Annotated in this window: 11 protein-coding genes and 1 pseudogene; 8 read left to right on the top strand and 4 right to left on the bottom strand. The window is 59.9% G+C overall.

From position 1 onward, the window contains the following. The first annotated feature begins 17 nt into the window (after nt 1-17). The 6 genes from gatC to ACNAOV_RS08055 all read left to right on the top strand — a co-directional run bounded on the left by gatC (nt 18) and on the right by ACNAOV_RS08055 (nt 6,736). The gene (gene gatC, locus ACNAOV_RS08080; protein WP_015022515.1) at nt 18-314 is read left to right on the top strand and encodes an Asp-tRNA(Asn)/Glu-tRNA(Gln) amidotransferase subunit GatC; all 297 of its coding nucleotides are present in this window, start codon (nt 18-20) and stop codon (nt 312-314) included. 4 nt (nt 315-318) lie between these two features. Beyond that, the gene (gene gatA / locus ACNAOV_RS08075; protein ID WP_416517280.1) at nt 319-1,872 is read left to right on the top strand and encodes an Asp-tRNA(Asn)/Glu-tRNA(Gln) amidotransferase subunit GatA; all 1,554 of its coding nucleotides are present in this window, start codon (nt 319-321) and stop codon (nt 1,870-1,872) included. A 24-nt stretch (nt 1,873-1,896) separates the two neighbouring features. Then, complete coding sequence (gatB, locus tag ACNAOV_RS08070) at nt 1,897-3,399, top strand: Asp-tRNA(Asn)/Glu-tRNA(Gln) amidotransferase subunit GatB (protein ID WP_416517279.1); 1,503 nt, start codon at nt 1,897-1,899, stop codon at nt 3,397-3,399. A 245-nt stretch (nt 3,400-3,644) separates the two neighbouring features. After that, the gene (locus ACNAOV_RS08065) at nt 3,645-4,697 is read left to right on the top strand and encodes a GNAT family N-acetyltransferase (RefSeq protein WP_416518188.1); all 1,053 of its coding nucleotides are present in this window, start codon (nt 3,645-3,647) and stop codon (nt 4,695-4,697) included. Then, nucleotides 4,694-5,008, top strand: coding sequence for a DUF2469 domain-containing protein (locus tag ACNAOV_RS08060; protein ID WP_015022511.1), 315 nt, complete (start codon nt 4,694-4,696; stop codon nt 5,006-5,008). Before ACNAOV_RS08065 ends, ACNAOV_RS08060 begins: the two co-directional genes overlap by 4 nt. 138 nt (nt 5,009-5,146) lie before the next feature. Next, nucleotides 5,147-6,736 carry an NAD(P)/FAD-dependent oxidoreductase gene (locus ACNAOV_RS08055; RefSeq protein WP_416517278.1) on the top strand — a complete coding sequence of 530 codons (1,590 nt, stop codon included), beginning with the start codon at nt 5,147-5,149 and terminating at the stop codon, nt 6,734-6,736. 60 nt (nt 6,737-6,796) lie between these two features. Here ACNAOV_RS08055 and ACNAOV_RS08050 read toward each other — a convergent pair whose 3' ends face one another. Beyond that, a complete protein-coding gene (locus tag ACNAOV_RS08050; protein WP_416517277.1) occupies nt 6,797-7,459 on the bottom strand; it encodes a TetR/AcrR family transcriptional regulator in 663 nt (220 codons plus the stop codon). A 195-nt stretch (nt 7,460-7,654) separates the two neighbouring features. On the opposite strand from ACNAOV_RS08050, the gene rho reads away from it, so the two are divergent. Beyond that, nucleotides 7,655-9,556 carry a transcription termination factor Rho gene (rho, locus tag ACNAOV_RS08045; RefSeq protein WP_416517276.1) on the top strand — a complete coding sequence of 634 codons (1,902 nt, stop codon included), beginning with the start codon at nt 7,655-7,657 and terminating at the stop codon, nt 9,554-9,556. A gap of 160 nt (nt 9,557-9,716) precedes the next feature. Here the strand turns inward: rho and ACNAOV_RS08040 are convergent, their stop codons facing one another. Continuing rightward, nucleotides 9,717-13,256: an InlB B-repeat-containing protein gene (locus ACNAOV_RS08040; protein ID WP_416517275.1), complete on the bottom strand. Its 3,540-nt coding sequence runs from the start codon at nt 13,254-13,256 to the stop codon at nt 9,717-9,719. A 379-nt stretch (nt 13,257-13,635) separates the two neighbouring features. Here ACNAOV_RS08040 and ACNAOV_RS08035 point away from each other — a divergent pair, with 379 nt between their 5' ends. After that, on the top strand, nt 13,636-13,992 hold the full coding sequence (locus ACNAOV_RS08035) for a chorismate mutase (protein ID WP_416517274.1): 357 nt from the start codon (nt 13,636-13,638) through the stop codon (nt 13,990-13,992). A gap of 262 nt (nt 13,993-14,254) precedes the next feature. On the opposite strand, the gene ACNAOV_RS08030 is transcribed toward ACNAOV_RS08035, so the two are convergent. Together ACNAOV_RS08030 and ACNAOV_RS08025 are read right to left on the bottom strand one after the other, a co-directional pair. Continuing rightward, nucleotides 14,255-17,677: an InlB B-repeat-containing protein gene (locus ACNAOV_RS08030; RefSeq protein WP_416518187.1), complete on the bottom strand. Its 3,423-nt coding sequence runs from the start codon at nt 17,675-17,677 to the stop codon at nt 14,255-14,257. 27 nt (nt 17,678-17,704) lie between these two features. After that, nucleotides 17,705-18,112: pseudogene (locus ACNAOV_RS08025) on the bottom strand (InlB B-repeat-containing protein); the annotation flags it as partial. Between the last annotated feature and the right edge of the window lie 84 nt (nt 18,113-18,196).

The following is an 18,196-nucleotide window of genomic DNA, read 5'->3' as shown; positions in this document are numbered from 1 at the left end:
CCCATATGATAAGTGGTATGCCAACTTTTACACGTGAAGAGATCAAGCACTTGGGCGATCTGGCCCGGATTGCCTTGACCGATCAGGAGGCTGACCGCCTCAAGGGCGAGCTCAACGTGATCGCCGATTCCATCACCAAGGTCCAGGAAGTGGCAGGCGACGACGTGCCCCCGACTGCCAATCCTATTCCCCTGGAGGCCTACCTGCGTCCTGATGAGGCTGAGGAACCGCTGACCCAGGAGGCCGCCCTTTCGGGGGCGCCGGTCACCGAGTCGGGTATGTTCGTGGCCCCGCGCATTCTGGGTGAGGAGTGAGACGATGAGCGCACAGGAAGAATTGGTCAAGCAGTCCGCCTCCGACATGGCCGCGCAGCTGCGGTCGGGGCAGGTCTCAAGCCGTGAACTGGTCCAGGCTCATCTGGATGTGATTGAGTCTGCTGAGCCCAGCATTGATGCGTTTCTGCAGGTCAGTGCTGATCAGGCCCTGGAACAAGCCGACGCCTTCGACCAGCGTCTGGCCCATGAAGGTGCCGAAGGGCTGCCGGAACTGGCCGGCGTTCCCATTGCCATCAAGGACATGATCGTCACCAAGGGCATTCCCACCACGGCTGCCTCCAAGATCCTCGAGGGTTGGGTACCTCCTTACGATGCCACCGTCATCAAGAAGCTCAAGGCCGCAGGGATGCCCATTCTGGGCAAGACCAACCTGGATGAGTTCGCTCAGGGATCCTCCACTGAGCACTCGGCCTTCAAACCCACACACAATCCCTGGGACACCGAGCGGGTCCCAGGCGGCTCTGGCGGCGGTTCGGCCTCGGCTGTCGGCGCCTTTGAGGCCCCGCTGGCCCTGGGCACCGACACCGGCGGGTCCATTCGCCAGCCTGGATCCCTGACCGGCACCGTGGGTGTCAAACCCACCTATGGCGGCGTCTCCCGGTTCGGGGCCATCGCCATGGCCTCCTCCCTGGATCAGATTGGTCCGGTTTCCCGGACCGTGCTGGATGCGGCCCTGCTGCAGGAGGTCATCGGTGGCTATGACCGCCGAGACTCCACCTCCATTCCCAAGCCGGTTCCCCCTCTGGCCCAGGCCGCTCGTCAGGGCCAGAATCGCGATTTGAAGGGCCTCAAGGTGGGTCTGGTCAAGGAGTTGGGCGGCGAGGGCTACCAGCCCGGCGTCGAGGCCCGCTTCAACGAGGCTGTATCGCTGCTGGAATCCATGGGCGCCGAGGTGGTCCAGGTCTCTTGCCCGCACTTCCCCTACGCGCTGGCCGCCTACTACATCATCATGCCCTCCGAGGTTTCTTCCAACCTGGCCCGTTACGACGGCATGCGCTATGGACTGCGGGTCATGCCCCCCGAGGGCGTCCCCCAGACGGCTGCCAACATGATGGCTGCCACCCGTGAGGCCGGTTTCGGCGACGAGGTCAAGCGTAGGATCATCCTAGGCATTTATGCCCTGTCTGCCGGCTACTACGATGCCTGGTACGGCTCGGCCCAGAAGGTCCGCACCCTGGTCATCCGCGACTTTGAGAAGGCCTTCGAGCAGGCTGACGTCCTGGTATCGCCGACTTCGCCGACCACGGCCTTCCGCTTCGGCGAGAAGATGGATGACCCACTGGCCATGTACCTGAACGACGTAGCCACCATTCCGGCCAACCTGGCCGGCACTCCGGCCATGTCGATTCCCGCTGGGCTCAGTGACGATGGGCTGCCTGTCGGCTTCCAGTTCTTCGCCCCCCAGATGCGCGACGAGGTCATGTACCGGCCTGCCGCGGCTCTTGAGGCGGCATTGGAGGAGCAGTGGGGCGGGCCCATCTCCAAGAAGCTGTCCACTCCCTGGCTGGATGGCCCGGCTCAAGGATCGACCAAATAGGCATCGGAAGGAAACGGAATCACAATGGCTGAAAAACTTATGAAGTACGCCGATGCCGTGGCCAAGTACGACCCGGTGTTCGGCCTTGAGGTCCATGTCGAGCTCTGCACCAACACCAAGCTCTTCTGCCCGGCCCATATCGAGTTCGGCGGCGAGCCCAATACCCAGCTGACCCCGGTTTCCCTGGGCCTGCCCGGCAGCCTACCCGTGGTCAACAAGACCGCCATCGACTATGCAGTAAAGCTGGGTCTGGCCCTGCACTGCAAGATCAACGAGTGGAGCCAGTTCGCTAGGAAGAACTACTTCTACCCGGACATGCCCCGCGACTATCAGATCTCCCAGTATGACAAGCCTCTGAATGGCGAGGGCTACCTGGATGTGGAGCTGGACGACGGCAGCATTTTCCGCGTGCCCATCGAGCGTGCCCATGTGGAGGACGACGCCGGCAAGAACACCCACGTGGGTGGGGCTGACGGGCGCATCGAGGGCGCCGATCACTCCCTGGTGGATTACAACCGTGCCGGCGTTCCACTGGTCGAGATCGTGACCAAGCCCATCGAGGGCGCCGGGGCACGGACCCCCGAGGTGGCCGGGGCTTATGTCCGGGCCATTCGCGACATCGTCCGCGCTCTGGGCATCTCCCACGCCCGGATGGAGCAGGGCAACATGCGTGCCGACGTCAACGTCTCCCTGCACGCCGGGCCGGATGCCCCTCTGGGAACCCGGTCGGAGACCAAGAATGTCAACACCTTCAAGGGCATCGAGAAGACCCTCACCTACGAGATCCGTCGTCAGGCCGCCCTGCTGGAGTCCGGTGGGGAGGTGCTGCAGGAGACCCGTCACTGGGACGAGTCCACGCAGACCACTGCCGGCGGCCGGGTCAAGACCGATGCCAATGATTACCGCTACTTCCCCGATCCTGACTTGGTCATGGTCCATGTGACCAAGGATCATATCGAGGAGCTCAAGGCCCAGATGCCGGAGATGCCTCGCGAACGCCGCGCCCGCCTCAAGAAGGAGTGGGATTTCACCGACCGGCAGATGCAGGACGCGGTCAACGCCGATGCCGTGGATCTGATCGAGGATACGGTCAAGGCCGGAGCCACGGCCGCCGGAGCCCGTAAGTGGTGGCTGGGCGAGATTTCCCGTGAGGCCAACGCTCGTGGTGTCAGCCTGCAGGAGCTGTCCATTTCGGCTCAGGATGTCGCTGATGTTGAGCAGCTGATCGCTGATGGCAAGCTCAACGACAAGCTGGCCAAGCAGACCGTCTCCGGCGTGTTGGCAGGCGAGGGCAAGCCAGCCGAGGTCGTCAAGAAGCACGGCTATCAGGTGGTTTCGGATGACGGGGCTCTGGACGCAGCCGTCGATCAGGCCCTCAAGGACAACCCGGACATCGTGGCCAAACTCAAGGGCGGCAATATGAAGCCCATGGGCGCTATTATTGGAGCGGTCATGCGGGCCACCAAGGGTCAGGCCGATGCCAAGGCGGTCAGCAAGATCGTCATGGAGCGCATCGCCAAGTCCTGACCGCACCCGGTCCGTCGGCCTGATTCCATCGGGTTCGGACCGGCGGACCTGCCCGGCTTCTCATGGTTTTCCCAGGGGCGAGGGATTACAATTGATTGCCATCGCAAGGTGGCGATCATGGAGGTGACGTGATGTCTATGAGCGGCAGGGGCAATGACCGACCGCAAACGCAATCCGAGGGATCCGAAGAAGCGGCGAACAGACAGCTGCCCGATCGGATTGAGATTCCCTATATCAGGGGCGAAATGTTGCACCTGCGGCCGGCTGTCATCGCCGATCTGACGGCAATGGACCAGCTGGAGGCCTTCTACAATTCCACTGGCATCACCGGCAAGGGACCTAACGCCGAACGAGCAGTGGTCAACGCCTGGGTGCGTCGGTCGGTGGCCTGGTCCAAGGGTCTGGCTGCCCGTGATTCAGGCGTGGGCGATCCAGAGTCCCGTCGCACCCTGGCCTGGGCCATGGTCACAGATGCGGATACCGACCAGGACGGCTCGCCCGATGCCGATGCCACAAAGGGAGTCATCGGCATGATCTTCCTGATTGATGTGGACGGCTGGTCCCGCTCGGCCAGGATCCAGGTGGTTTTGGGCAGACATTTCCGCGGGCGCGGCTACTCCCGGGATGCCATGCCTAGAATCATGACCTACGGGTACGCGGCTGCTCCTACGGGTCTGGGCCTGCACCGGATCTGGGTGGCTGTACCAGAGAAAAACACACGCTCAATCTCCGTTTATCAGTCCCTTGGATTCATGATCTCGGGCACCTCTCGTGATGCCCTCTGGGATGCCGAGAACGGCAAGTATCAGGATCAGATCGTCATGGACGCTCTGGTCGACGAGTATGATCCCATCCGTTCTTTGAACGCTTTCGGCATGCATGTCATCCGCGAAAATCCCGGTGTGGCTGAAGCCCTTGTTGCACACGGATACGCTGCGGATGAGGATGGCGGTATCAGCGAAGCCAAGTCTGAGGAGTCCACTCCAGTGGTTCAGGATTCGCAGCCATCAGACGACCAGGCTAATCTGACCCCGAAGAGTGGTTCACATTCAGAGAAATCTGCCGATGGCCATGCAGGTCCCAACAGCAGTCAGGATGAGAAGGCGGGCCCTGGTCAGACGAACGCCGAGGATGCGGGTGAGGAGTCTGCTTCCGCAGAATCCGCTGCCGAGCAGTCTGACGAGGAGCATACAGCGTCGGATTGGGCCTATGGGTCGGCTGAGGCCAAGCGATCCAAGCGCGCCTGGTGGCGTACGCTTGGCCATGGCCGCGATCGTGCGAATGGAGGTAGTCGATGAGTGCTGAGGATCTCGACAACTACGAGACCAACGCCGAACTGGCCCTGTATCGCGAGTATCGGGACGTGATCAAGCTGTTCACCTACGTTGTCGAGACCGAACGGCGGTTCTACCTGGCCAACAAGGTGGACTTCAACGTTCGATCCGCCGGGCAGGATGTCTACTTTGACGTTCGGCTGACCGATGCCTGGGTCTGGGACGTCTACCGATCCAGCCGGTTCGTCAAGAACGTCCGCATCGTCACCTTCAAGGACGTCAATGTAGAAGAAGTGCAGAAAACGGACATCGATATCCCTGACTCGCTGGGCTAAACAGCGCCCAGGGGCGAGCATCATCACGTTTGTTCCACGCAATGGCGGGAATTCGTGTGGGAAGTCGCTCGGCAGCATCTGACTGGGGACGAGCCGGGTACAGTGGTGATGATTTCATACGGTTTTCAGGAGGTTGGCATGGAGCGCAAGCAGTCCGTGATCGTCATCGGCGGAGGGCCCGCCGGCTTGACAGCGGCATGGGAACTGGTCAAGGACGGCGGCGACGAGCGCTATGACGTCACTGTGCTGGAGGCCACTGATGCCTTTGGCGGCATCTCCCGCACAGTTCGGCACAACGGCAATCGCATGGATATTGGTGGACACCGGTTCTTCTCCAAGGATGACCGGATCATGGACTGGTGGAAGGAGGTCCTGCCTCTGCAGGGCGCGCCCTCCTATGACGATAAAAAACTTGGCCGCCACCACGACCTGGAGCCCGGCGGCCCCGACCCGGAGAAGACCGACAGGGTCATGCTCAAGCGTCATCGTGTCTCCAGGATTTACTGGAACCACCACTTCTTCGACTATCCCATCTCTTTGACGCTCAACACATTAAGGGCCATGGGCTTCAAGCTGACCATGCAGGCCGGGTTCAGCTACCTCAAGTCCGTCGTCCACAAGCTGCCTGAGGACAACCTGGAGAACTTCTATATCAACCGTTTCGGCCGCAAGCTCTACTCCATGTTCTTCGAGGGCTACACCGAAAAGCTCTGGGGTCGCCATCCCCGTGAGATCAGCGCCGACTGGGGTGCCCAGCGTGTCAAGGGGCTCAGCATCATGGGCGTGCTCAAGAACGCCTTCCAGAAGCTGCTGCCCAAGAAGCGCGACGCCCACCAGGTCGAGACCAGCCTGATCGAGGAGTTCTGGTACCCCAAGCTTGGTCCAGGACAGCTCTGGGAGACCGTAGAGCGGCGCAATGTGGAGCATGGAGTCCACGTGATCACCGATGCCCGCGTGATTGGACTGACCCAGAGCGAAGGCCACATGACCGGTGTGATCTATCGCAATGCTGATGGCAAGGAAGTGACCCTGCAGGCTGACCAGATCATCTCCTCCATGCCCATCAAGGACCTGGTGGAGGCCATCGCCCACGAGGAGCCCTCCACTGACAAGGAGATGGTCAGGGTGGCTCAGGGCCTGCCCTACCGCGACTTCGTAACCGTTGGCCTGCTGGTCCGCCACCTGCGCATCCGCAATACCACCTCCATCAAGACCCTGGGCGATCCGCCCATCGTTCCCGATTGCTGGATTTATGTGCAGGATCCCGGCTACAAGATGGGCCGCATCCAGATCTTCAACAATTGGAGCCCCTACATGGTCAAGAATGTGGACGGCACTGTCTGGATCGGTCTGGAGTACTTCTGCAAGGAGGGCGATGACTTCTGGAGCATGAGCGATCAGGAGACAACCGACTTCGCCATCAAGGAGCTGACCCGGATGGGCATCATCAACGGCCCTGCCGACGTGCTGGACTCGCACCGGGAGCGGGTGGTTAAGGCCTACCCGGCCTACTTCGACACCTACGCCCAGATGCCTGAGCTGGTCAAATGGCTGGACTCCTTCGGCAACCTCTACTGCGTGGGCCGCAACGGGCAGCACCACTACAACAACCAGGACCACTCCATGGCCACATCCATGGAGGCCGTGGCCAATATCAAATCGGGGCGTACCGACAAGACCAATGTCTGGAACGTCAACACCGAGAAGTCCTACCACGAGGAGAAGTAAGCAAACCTCAGCCTTTGTTTCGCTTCAAGCCTCTGACCGCAGGGTCGGGGGCTTTGTCATTTACGACAGGGCGATGGCGGGTGCCTTCAGGGGCAAGCCCAACAGCTGCGAGAAGAAGGCCACGCTCTCGCGGACACGTTGGCGGACCACCTCTCTGATTTGCGGATGTCCGGCGGCTCCTCTGCCATTGCTGACGATGGACGAGAGCCCGTCGGCCATCAGCCAGGCCACAGTGCGGGTGCCCGCTGTTTGGATCAGCTGGGTCTGCGGCAGGTCGCCCCGATCCAGCCAGCGGTCCAGGGCCTTGTCCAAAGGGTCGATGATCTGCCTGACGAAGCCCTCCATCACACTGCTGTTGGTGCTTAGGTAGTTGTACCAGTTGGCCTTATCCGCGAAGATGACGTCCATCTTCCAGATGGCCCTTATCAGATGCGGGCATATGTCGTCCAGTGCCTCTTGAACGCTCAGGTCAGGATTCTGCAGAATGTCGACTACATGGTCCACGTAGGAGGCCAGGTAGGTACGCACGCAGGCATCTACCAGGTCGTCCTTGGATTTGAAGTAGTAATAGAAAACACTCATGCCCACGCCCTTGCCGTGGTTCATGGCATGGATTACGTCACGCAGTGAGGTGTTCGCAGCGCCTTTCCGGTCGAAGACCCGCATGGCGGTGGTTACGAATTCGCTCCGCCGTTGCTCACGCAGAGATGATCGGTCATTCATATGCCCAGTCTAAAGGTTTACCCATGAATTTCTGGACACGCAGGCCGATTCTTGCACCGGTCGGGCACTCGTTGTAGGCTTATGGAAGTTCGATAAGCCGAGTCGGCATCGAATTTTCATGAGCGGTACCCCCGCACTATTCTCAAGCTATTTGCCTAGCCTAATTAGGCATAGCGAAGGAAAGGCATTACAACAGTGGCAACAAGCCAAGATATTCATTCCATGAAGCTGCCCGAACTCAAGGAATTGGCCAGGCAGCTGGGGTTGCGCGGTATTTCCGGCATGCGCAAGCCGGTCCTGATCGAGACGATCGAGGCGGCACGCTCGGGCGGCAAGGCTCCTGAGGGAGTAACCGTTGGTAAGCCCAAGGCTGCGGCCGCCGTGGCCAAGGGGGGCCAGGCCGCAGATCAACGGCAGCCGACGAAGCAGGAGGCGAACTCCTCCGCGGAAGGTGGACAGGAGTCCATAGATACCAAGGAATCCGAGGGGTCCAAGGACGATCGTCCTGTCGGCGACCTCTTCGATGTTTTGGGTATTGACGATCATAAGAGCGGCCATAGCGAGCGCCGGAACCGCTTCCCGCATACCGTGGCCGACGAGGAGAACGTGGTCATATCCCGTCGCCGTCACCGTAACACGGATTCATCCCGAGGCTCCCACACCAACCGTGGTCGGAGCGAGCGTGAGCATGATGAGGAGCGCGAAGGCTCCGGCTCCGGTTCAGTGCGCAATTTGGACGACATTCTGGCAGCACTGCCCTCACGAAATGACCGGCCCCGTCGGCGCAGCTATGAGGATCGCGGTGAAGAGGGGCGTGACTACCGTCACAACGGCTATGATCGTCGAAACCGGGGCGATCGTAATGACCGTAATGATCGCAATGACCGACGCAACCGCAACAACCATCGCAGCAGCGGCCGGGATCGTGACTATGAGCCCAGGGAGAACTTCAAGCCCGAGGATCTGGTCCCCGTGGCAGGCATTGTGGATGTGCTGGACTCCTACGCCTTTGTGCGCACTTCTGGCTACCTGCCCGGTCCCAACGACGTCTATATCTCCATGGGCCAGGTCAAGAAGTACGGTCTGCGCAAGGGTGATGCCGTGCACGGCTCCATTCGTCCCCCTCGCGAGGGCGAGCACCGCAACCAGCGGCAGAAGTTCGTTCCTCTGCAGGCCATCGACACCATCAACGGCATGAGTGTGGAAGATGCCGCGGGGCGTCCTCACTTCAACAAGCTGACCCCCCTCTACCCGCAGGAGCGCATGCGGATGGAGACTCAGCCCAAGAACATCACTGGTCGTCTGATTGACATCGTCGCCCCCATTGGCAAGGGTCAGCGCGGTCTGATCGTTTCGCCGCCCAAGGCCGGCAAGACCCTGACCCTGCAGTCCATCGCCAACTCCATCACCGCCAACAACCCCGAGGTGCACCTGATGGTGGTCCTGGTGGACGAGCGGCCCGAGGAGGTCACCGACATGGAGCGCACGGTCCAGGGCGAGGTCATCTCCTCCACCTTCGACCGTCCCGCCAGTGATCACACCACCGTGGCCGAGCTGGCCATCGAACGAGCCAAGCGTCTGGTGGAGCTGGGGCAGGATGTGGTGGTCCTTCTGGATTCCATGACCCGCCTGGCACGTGCCTACAACATCTCAGCCCCCGCCTCCGGTCGCATCCTCTCCGGCGGTGTGGACGCGCAGGCCCTCTATCCGCCCAAGCGCTTCTTCGGCGCCGCCCGCAACATCGAGAACGGCGGCTCCCTGACCATCATCTCCTCGGCCCTGGTGGAGACCGGGTCCAAGATGGACGAGGTCATCTTCGAGGAGTTCAAGGGCACCGGCAACATGGAGCTGAGGCTGACCAGGGATCTGGCCGACAAGCGCATGTTCCCCGCCATCGACATCAATGCCTCCGGCACCCGGCGCGAGGAGCTGATCACTGCGCCCGAGGAGCTGGCTGTGGTTTACCGGTTGCGTCGCCTCCTGGGCGGCATGGAGACCGAGCAGGCCTACCAGACCCTGGTACCCAGGCTGAAGAAGACGGCCACCAACCGGGACTTCCTGGCGGCCATCAACCAGTCCATGTTGGCACAAAAGTGACTCGGGTCTGACGCCTGACACGTTTATTGGGCCCCATCCGCGATTCAGTTCACGGATGGGGCCCAATGCATAGGCAGCTACGAAACAAGACAGCCGTTCAGGACGATGATCCATTCGAAGCCTGTCGGCCCTGGTTTTTCATAGTATCGTCGCCATTCTGTCACGCTGCCATCCTCTTCTCCCGCCGCTGGAATCTGGCAGCCATGGCCGCACCCATGGCCAGCAAGCCAGCTAAGACCAGCAGGACCATGCCAGTGCTGCCGGTCAGGGGCAGTACGGCCAACTGATCATAGGTGTAAGGCAGGGTTTGATCCTTTTGATCTACGCCTACCAGGCTCCATTGAATGACGGTGTCCACCTGTCCGGGCCTGTAGCGTGGAGTGAGTGCCAACCATGTGCCATTCTGGTACTGCGGTGTTCCCTCCGCAGACAGTCCAGCGAAGGTGACCGCCTTAACCAGGCTTCTGATCACGACAGCCTGTGGCGTCTTGCTGTTCAGGTCCGGTCCGGACTGGTCGTCACCCAGCTGACCGGCATCGTTGGTGCCCCATCCGTAGGTCAGGCCGTCGGAGCCCAGGGCCAGTGAGCTCGAGTCACCCGTGCTGACGGCAGTGAAGTTGAAATCTGCAGGCACGTCCTTGGGTTCGGTCAAGAATGTGGGGTCTGCACTCTCTGCGGCATTGCTCCAGGTCAGGATCCGCCCGTTGGAGCCCAGAGCGGAGGATGCTCCAGTGCCGGCGCTGATCTGCGTGACTGCAAACCCTGTCGGCAGTCCGTCGGGAAGGGCCAATAGGGCGGGGACTTTCTTGCTCTCGCCCTTGACCTGTCCCCAGGTCCAGATGCGTCCTTGGGAATCCAGGGCCAGAGCCTGGTGGTCTCCGGCGCTGATGGCGCTCATCTCGCCCGTCAGTCCTTGAACCGCAGATGGCGTGGGGTTGGCGCCGTCAGCCTTGACCGGCAGAGCGGGATCGCCCAGCTGGCCGCAATCATTGCTGCCCCAGGCGTAGACTTGTCCATCCACGGTCATGGCTAGTGAATACCGGCTTCCGGCGCTGATTGCCGTTGTGGTCGTCGGGATTCCGGTCACCATGGCAGGGCTGGTTCGCCCGTCTGGCGAGACGGCATCGCCGCCGGCATTATCCAAGCCCAGCTGACCGTATTGGTTGGCGCCCCAGGACCAGACTCGTCCCTGGGAATCCAAGGCCAGGGCATGTCCGCCGCCGGCGCTGATGGACTGGATCTTGGCTGGCAGGCCGGGTACCAGGTGGGGCCTGCTTTGGGCGTCCAAGGTGGAGTCGCCCAGCTGGCCGACATCGTTGTTGCCCCAGGCATAGACCTTTCCATCGGAGCCTAGGGCCAGGCCATAGTCACCGCCTGCGCTGACCTGAGTGAAGACGAAGTCGGTCTCCGCCTTCTCGGGCCTATCCACTCGGATCGGCATAGTGCTGGCGCTGCCCTTGGAAATGTTCGCGTTGCCCAGCTGGCCGTTGTTGTTCTTGCCCCAGGCGTAAGCCATCCCATCGGATCCCAGGGCTAGGGACCAGTGGGAACCGGCACTGACCTGGCTGAAGCGAATGCCCCGCAGGGCTGGCGGCGTTAAGGTGACCTTCGTTCCGCCCAACTCGGTTCCATGGTCTGGTGTCATGCTCCAGTTCTGACTCTCAGGGCTCCAGTGGGCCTTGAGCGTCACGGAGCTGGTGACTGGCTTGGAGAAGTCGTAGGCGGTCTTGCCTAGGAACCAGCCATCGAAGCGGTAGCCTGCCTTGGTCGGATCAGTGCCGGGACGGACTGCCCGCTCTCCTGCTTCCAGACTCTGGCTGGGTGGCGCTGGTGAATCGCTCTCCGACTGGAAGGTTACGCTCACCCCGCCCGAAAGGTAACGGAAGGGCAGATGGACCTCGGTCTGTTCTTGATCGTTCAAGGTCCATGTCAGGGTCACATCCACCAGCCCTGGGGCGTGCGGCGGGGTGGTAGCCGTCCAGGTCCCGTTCTTTTGCGTCTGCATTCCGGTGGTGATATCCGTAGTGTCGAATTTGAGTCCGGTCAGTTTTGTCGGCCAGGGGAAGGCGACCGCGGAGGGCCGGTTATGGCCGGCGTCGCCGCTGGTGCCCTGACCCAACTGACCCAAATCGTCACGTCCCCAGCTGTAGGTCTGGCCGTCGTCGCAGATAGCCAGGTTATAATCCTCGCCAGCATCGATGCTGATCCAGTGTCGACCGGCAAGCTTCGGATCCTCCAGGCGTTCCGGAGTGGTCTGAGGGCTGTCTGCTGCAGGGGTTTTGCCGTCGCCCATTTGTCCGTAGCTGTTGTCGCCCCAGGTCCAGATATCGCCATTGGAATCCAGAGCCATGGCATGGCTGAGATGGTAATGGCCGCCGCCAGTGATGGCGGTGATTCTGGTCCCCTGGGGGAAGCTGACCTGGACGGGGTCTTTGAACACGTCGGTCTTGTTGGCACTTGACCCATTGCCGATTTGGCCGGTTTCATTCATTCCCCAGGTCCAGACCCTTCCCTGGTCATCCAGGGCCAGGGTGTTCTCGAAGCCGTCTGCGATAGCCACTACGTGGACCTTGTCAAGGCCGTGGATCTTGATCGGCTTATAGTTGCCAACGGTCGCACCGGCGGATGGGTCCAACTGGTGGAAAAGATTGCTTCCCCATGACCATACGGTGCCAGCGTCGTCCAGAGCCGTTGAGTAGTCCAGTCCGGTCTGCACTGCTACGATTTTATGGTTTTGGTCGAATCCCTTGATGAGGTTGGGTCTGTAGTCGCATATGCCGTTGCAGTCATCTCTGCCGCTCTCTCCGTCGCCGCAGGTGCCCCAGGCGTAGACGTTGCCATCCGATCCTATGGCCAAGGTGTGGGTGTAATTGCCGTTGACGGCCTTGTAGGTGAATCCGGCCGGCGCCCCTTCAGGCAACATCACCTTGACCGGGTATTCCGAGTAGTTATGCATGCCACTGTCGGCCACATTGGGGTTGCCCAAGGTCTTCAGATAGTTGTAACCCCAGGACCAGAGGGTGCCATGGTTGTCCAGGGCCATGCTGAAGAACTGACCAGCGTTGACGCTGACGAACCGAAAATCCTTGTCATTGCGGACTTCTTCGGGTCGGGGCACCCTGATGGGCGTTGACCTGTCGACAATAGTGCCATCGCCCAGCTGGCCAGCACGGTTAAAGCCCCAGGCGTAGACGTTGCCATCCGATCCCAAAGCCAGGGAGAACCGGATGCCCGCACTGACCTGGCTGAAACGGACACCGGAGGGCGGGGGCGGGGTAAGTGTCACCCCGGTGCCTCCTGATTCGGGTCCCTCTTGCGGCTGCATGGTCCAGGTCTGGTCGACGCGGGCCCACTTGGCTTTCAGGGTCAGGTCCGCGTGCACAGGAGCGGAGAAGTCGTAGGCTACCTTGCCCGCGAACCAACCTTCGAGAACGAAGCCTCGGCGGGTGGGTTCAGGACTGGGGCGCGCAACCTGGGCACCATCGGCCACAGTCGTGGTTGTCGGAGTTGCAGACTGCATGTTGTAGTCGAAAGTGACTGTGTGGCTGGTGGCATTCGCTGGGGAAGAGGCGGTTGAAGTCGGCTCCGGGGAACCTGCGGTGCCGGGTGATGATGAGGACGGCGAGGTCGGCGATGTGCTGGCGGCAGGCGCTGATTGTTCTGTTGCCGTCGCATGAGTGCCGTTGGACAGGGTGGGCATACCCGACGGTGATGATGACGGACCGGGGGAAACCGAAGGAATCTGTCCGGGAGTATTGGCTCCAGTACCAACTGCTCCAGTTCCCTGAGTTGCGACTGTGGTCCCATTGGATTCCGGCGCTGCTTGACCAATCTGCAGGCCGAGCATGCTGCATGCGACCAAGACACAGCATAGGCTGACGAGCACTGTGACGCGACGACTACGTACCATCTTCATGTGAAGGCATCCTCCCCCATGCGTCCGGCACTTGCATAGGCAGGTGTAGGCGTACGAGACTCTCCCCAAGAGTCAATAATCCCATCCAATACAATAACACCACTGGCAAGGTGGAGAGGAGCCCTGCATAGTCGCTTAGGGTGCTTGATTAGACTGGTATTTTATGAGCGATGCAAAGATGGAAACAGTGATCGATGACCAGGCGCAGAGCGGGGGTCCGCAGGCCCAGGCCGCCCGCCAGGTGGAGGAGCTGCGTGCCGATGTGGACACCATCGATGCCGCCGTTGTCGCCATGCTGGCCGAACGGTTCCGGGTAACCCGCCGCATCGGGCTGCTCAAGGCTCAGGCAGGATTCGCCTCGGCGGATATGCATCGGGAGAGCGCACAAATAGCGGTCCTGCGAGGCAGGGCTGAAGATTACGGGCTGGATCCTGATCTAGCTGAGGCCTATCTGCATCTGGTGGCCGATGCCGCCAAGCGCGACCACGAACGGCTGGCTAGTCAGGCCAACTCACGCTGAGGTGACTCAAATGCATAGCCTCCGGCTCTGCGGAATAGTCAGCGCCTGAGCTTCTTGGCCGATAGTGATAAAGGTGTCACGCTTGCCCTTGCTGTCTGTGGAATTATGAAGCTTGGGAGGGATTTGGCCTTACTCATAGTGGAGTAATGGGGTGATCCCGTTGTATTTGGGGGTTGGCGGGACCACCCCCGTGTCGGGATTGTTGAGTGTGCTCCCGACTTTCCTTACTCGTGTCAAGAATGGTAGTGGGACGGCTTGAGGTTCACATGATACCGTGGACTTTTTGGCTCATGCGATGTCGTTTGGCGGCCAGTCCGCTGCTAGCAAGCATGAGTCCGACTAGAAGAGCGGTCATGATGCCTTGCTGACCAGTCAGGGGAAGAACCCCTAACTGTATGTATTTGTAAGTGTTAGTGGTGTCGTCTGGTTCCGCTGAACCGTTCAGGCTCCATGCAATGGTGACGGTGACTTCCTCAGGTGCATGCCAGGGAGTGGTGACCAGCCAGGTGCCATTGTGAAGATCGGTCGGAGCGCCTGGGCTGGGGGTCTGTCCGAAAGTGACGCTCTCAGCTTTGGGCTCGCCAGGGAAGATAGCCTTTACGGGGGTGTTCATATAGGTGGAAGGGTCGTCCCATACAGATGGGTCGCCATGCTTTTTGTTGCCGAGTTGTCCGGAGCTGTTCTGTCCCCAAGCGTACAGCTCGCCATCTTCACCGATCCCCACGGTGTGGTATCCGCCTGCTTCCAGTCTGTTAAATGCGTGTCCGGCGAGAGTCTGAGGAGATGACGGGCTGGTAGTAATGACATCGTTAGCCCGCCACGAGGTACTGTTTCTCCCATCGCCCAATTGGCCTGACGCGTCCAGTCCCCAGGTGTACCACTTCCCGTCGGTGCCTTCGAGCGTGGAATGATAGTAGCCAGATGCAATGCGGGTCGCGGTGACATCGGAAGGCAGCTTGACCGCTGTGGGTTTGCTCAAGCTTGCCTTGGTATAGTCCCATATGGAGGAAGCGCTCGTGCGCATACCCAGCTGACCTGAGCTATTGAGTCCCCAGGCCCAGACCTGTCCTGTGTTGTCCAAGGCCAGTGAGTGGTAGGCCCCTGCGGCGAGCTGGGTGATTCGGGTGTTCCCATCCATTGAAACGCGCGTCGGCAGGCTCTTGCTTTTTGAGTTAAGACCAACAGCACCGGCATTCTCGCCATTGCCCAACTGTCCTACTCCGTTCAGTCCCCAGGCCCAGACCTTGCCAGTGTCATCCAATGCCAGTGAGTGGTATGCTCCAGCGGTGATTTGCGTGAATTTGACTCCGGTGGGTGACTTCACCTTAGTTGGGACATTGGCAATGACCGTATTGTCATCTCGGTCTGATCCCAGATGTCCGTCGCCTAGCTGACCTGCACCATCCAGTCCCCAGGCCCAAACCCCGCCCTGTTCGTCCAAGGCCAGGGAGTGATAGTAGCCAGCGGCAATTCGTGTGAATCGGACACCCGTTGGCATCTGGACTTTTATAGGAGCAGTACTGTTGACGGAATCATCTGTGGTACCCGAGCCGTTTCGGCCATCCCCTAGCTGCCCCGAACCGTCCATGCCCCAAGCCCAGGCTTGTCCAGAACTGTCCAAGGCCAAAGAATGCAAACCTCCCGCGCTGACAGCAATGAAACGTACCCCTTGGGGTGCTGGAACCCTGGTAGGAGTGTCCCTCAATGCGGAATTGTCTTTTGAACCAGCACTGCCGATCCCAAGCTGGCCTTTAGCATTCGACCCCCACGAGTACAAGGCTCCATCGCTGCCAAGGGCCAAGGAGAAGGCATCACCGCCGCTGACTTGGCTGAACTTGATACCTCGGGCAGCCGGAGGTGTCAAGATCACATTGTCACCGCCAGTTGTTGCCCCTTGCTTGCGATCTGTGCTCCATGATCCATCCCCCTTAGTCCAATGCGCGGCCAAGGTCATATCACTGACCACAGGATCAGCGAAATCGTATGCGACCTCATTTAAAAACCATCCGTCAAATAGCCAGCCTGCTCGGACGGGATCGGAAACAGGGCGAACTGCCTGCCCGCCATCGTCAACCCACTGGGATGGAGGCGCGGATGAATCTTCGCTGGTCATGAAGGTGACCTTGTGCTTGGTGGCAGAGAGGTAGCGATAATCGAATTGCTCGGTTGGGCGGGTTCCCTCCATACTCCAGTCAACATCCAGCTTCACCAGTCCCTCGGGGTGGGCAGGTGATGTTATCTTCCACGTCCCATCGGCTTGCCTGGATGGGATGGTCGTACTGGGTATCCCGTCAAATTTGGCGCCGGTGATACGTGCTGGTTCCGGGAAGAGCACTGGATTTGGATGGGAAGTGTCCTCTTCCTCGCTGGTATCATCCCAGATCCCGCCTTGAATCGTATTTCCATTGCCTAATTGGCCAGAGGCATTGTACCCCCATGAGTATGTCTGCCCATCGCTGCCAAGAGCAATAGAGTGTGAGTATCCAGCACATATCTGGACGGCATGGATGTTATTGGGCATCTCCACCTTGTTCGGCTTGGCGGCGCTGACTGAATTGTCGATATAGTTGCTCCCGCTTTGTCCGTTGCCTAGTTGTCCAGAGCCGTTGAGTCCCCAGGCCCAGGCTTGACCTGTCTCGTCAATGGCTGTGGTGTGGTAGGCGGTGGCGTTGATTTGCACGAACTTGGTGCCGATTGGTGCCTGAACTTGAACTGGCTTGTTTGTATCCGCGCTTGTGCTTTCCGCATCCCAGATTCCTTTGCTGCCCTTAGCGCCGTTGCCTAGTGCGCCTGAACTATTCAGTCCCCAGGCCCAAGCCTGTCCTGTGTTGTCGATTGCTAGGGAATAGTAGGCTCCGGCACTGATCCGCTTTATGACGACAGTATTCGGTAACTGCGAAAGGGTGGGAGTGGGGGCGTTGACGCTCCCATCCATATAGCTGGTGCCATTCTTTCCGTTGCCGATTTGGCCTGATCCGTTCAGTCCCCAGGCCCAGACCCTGCCCTGTTCATCCAAGGCCAGGGAATGGAACCAACCGGTGCTGATGGCAATTATTCGGGAGTCGTCGGGAATCCGTATCTGAACAGGTTTGTTTTGTACCGGATTGTTTTTGTCTCCCGCCCCTGTTCCAAGTTGCCCGGCATTGTTGAGTCCCCAGGCCCAGACTCTGCCCTGATCGTCCAGGGCCAGCGATTCTACCCCTCCGGCGCTGATTTGGGTGAAGTGAACTCCAGTTGGCATGACTACCTTGGTGGGCTGATCCTTGTCTGCGGTATTGTTGAAATTGCTGGTGGCACTTGTTCCGGGATCAACGCCGATACCCAGCTGTCCTGTTCCGTTGAGTCCCCAGGCCCAGGCGTTACCGTCGTCATCCAAGGCCAAGGAGTGGTAGAAGCCGGCGGAGACTTTCGTAAAACGTATATTGGCTGGTGACTGGATCTTGACAGGTGTTGCCTTACTGGCGCTATTGTCCGTATAGCTTATGTTCTTATTCCCAGTAGCGTGTTGACCGTTGCCTAGTTGCCCGGAGCCGTTGAGTCCCCAGGCCCAGGTGCTTCCGTCGGACGCCAAGGCCAGGTTGTGGTAAGCTCCTGCACTGATCTGGGTGAAGCGTATGCCTCGAGGCTGAGGAGGTGTCAGGGTCACCTCGGTGCCTCCCTGGGTGCTTCCGTGGTCTGGATTCATGCTCCAGATGCCCTGAACTGGTGTCCAATGAGCCGTCAGAGCAAGATTTGATGTCACAGGCTGGCTGAAGTCATAGGCGACATCGCCATTGAACCAGCCATCGAAGGAGAAGCCCTGACGGGTGGGGTCAGCAGGTCGTTGGGCATTTTGCCCGCTTTGTGGATTTTGTGTTTCCGGAGTAGGTGATCCGCCTGCCGTATTGAACGATACTTGGTAGTTGGATTCGATTTGCGAGACTGGAGCAGATTGGATACTCAGAGGCGAGGGAGACGATAGAGTCGGGGATGATGGAAACGGCGAATACGAGTTCAGCGGCGAGGAGGATGGTGAGGGGATAGGAGATGAATTGGGGGTTTTATCGTTAGTTCCTGCTTCAATATTATTAGGATAATAAGGTATATTTAACTTCGACCCCCCCCCCCCCCTGATTCTCATATGAACTTAGTTCTTGGGAAGCGGGAGCAAAATCCTGAGTCGCGTTAGCGCAGGTCAAACCAGCAACAGTGCATAGGCCGAGCG

The organism is Bifidobacterium asteroides (assembly GCF_048001765.1).
GTDB lineage: Bacteria > Actinomycetota > Actinomycetes > Actinomycetales > Bifidobacteriaceae > Bombiscardovia > Bombiscardovia asteroides_K.
Note: the sequence above shows the minus strand (reverse complement) of the source record. Positions and strands in the feature narration are given on the sequence as shown.

What these genes read in the sequence shown, in the direction of transcription:
- ACNAOV_RS08050 (WP_416517277.1), bottom strand. Translation starts at nt 7,459, where the DNA reads ATGAATGACCGATCATCTCTGCGTGAGCAACGGCGGAGCGAATTCGTA.
- ACNAOV_RS08060 (WP_015022511.1), top strand. Translation starts at nt 4,694, where the DNA reads ATGAGTGCTGAGGATCTCGACAACTACGAGACCAACGCCGAACTGGCC.
- ACNAOV_RS08035 (WP_416517274.1), top strand. Translation starts at nt 13,636, where the DNA reads ATGAGCGATGCAAAGATGGAAACAGTGATCGATGACCAGGCGCAGAGC.
- ACNAOV_RS08040 (WP_416517275.1), bottom strand. Translation starts at nt 13,256, where the DNA reads ATGCCCACCCTGTCCAACGGCACTCATGCGACGGCAACAGAACAATCA.
- gatA (WP_416517280.1), top strand. Translation starts at nt 319, where the DNA reads ATGAGCGCACAGGAAGAATTGGTCAAGCAGTCCGCCTCCGACATGGCC.
- ACNAOV_RS08055 (WP_416517278.1), top strand. Translation starts at nt 5,147, where the DNA reads ATGGAGCGCAAGCAGTCCGTGATCGTCATCGGCGGAGGGCCCGCCGGC.
- ACNAOV_RS08030 (WP_416518187.1), bottom strand. Translation starts at nt 17,677, where the DNA reads ATGAATCCAGACCACGGAAGCACCCAGGGAGGCACCGAGGTGACCCTG.
- gatB (WP_416517279.1), top strand. Translation starts at nt 1,897, where the DNA reads ATGGCTGAAAAACTTATGAAGTACGCCGATGCCGTGGCCAAGTACGAC.
- ACNAOV_RS08065 (WP_416518188.1), top strand. Translation starts at nt 3,645, where the DNA reads ATGTTGCACCTGCGGCCGGCTGTCATCGCCGATCTGACGGCAATGGAC.
- gatC (WP_015022515.1), top strand. Translation starts at nt 18, where the DNA reads ATGCCAACTTTTACACGTGAAGAGATCAAGCACTTGGGCGATCTGGCC.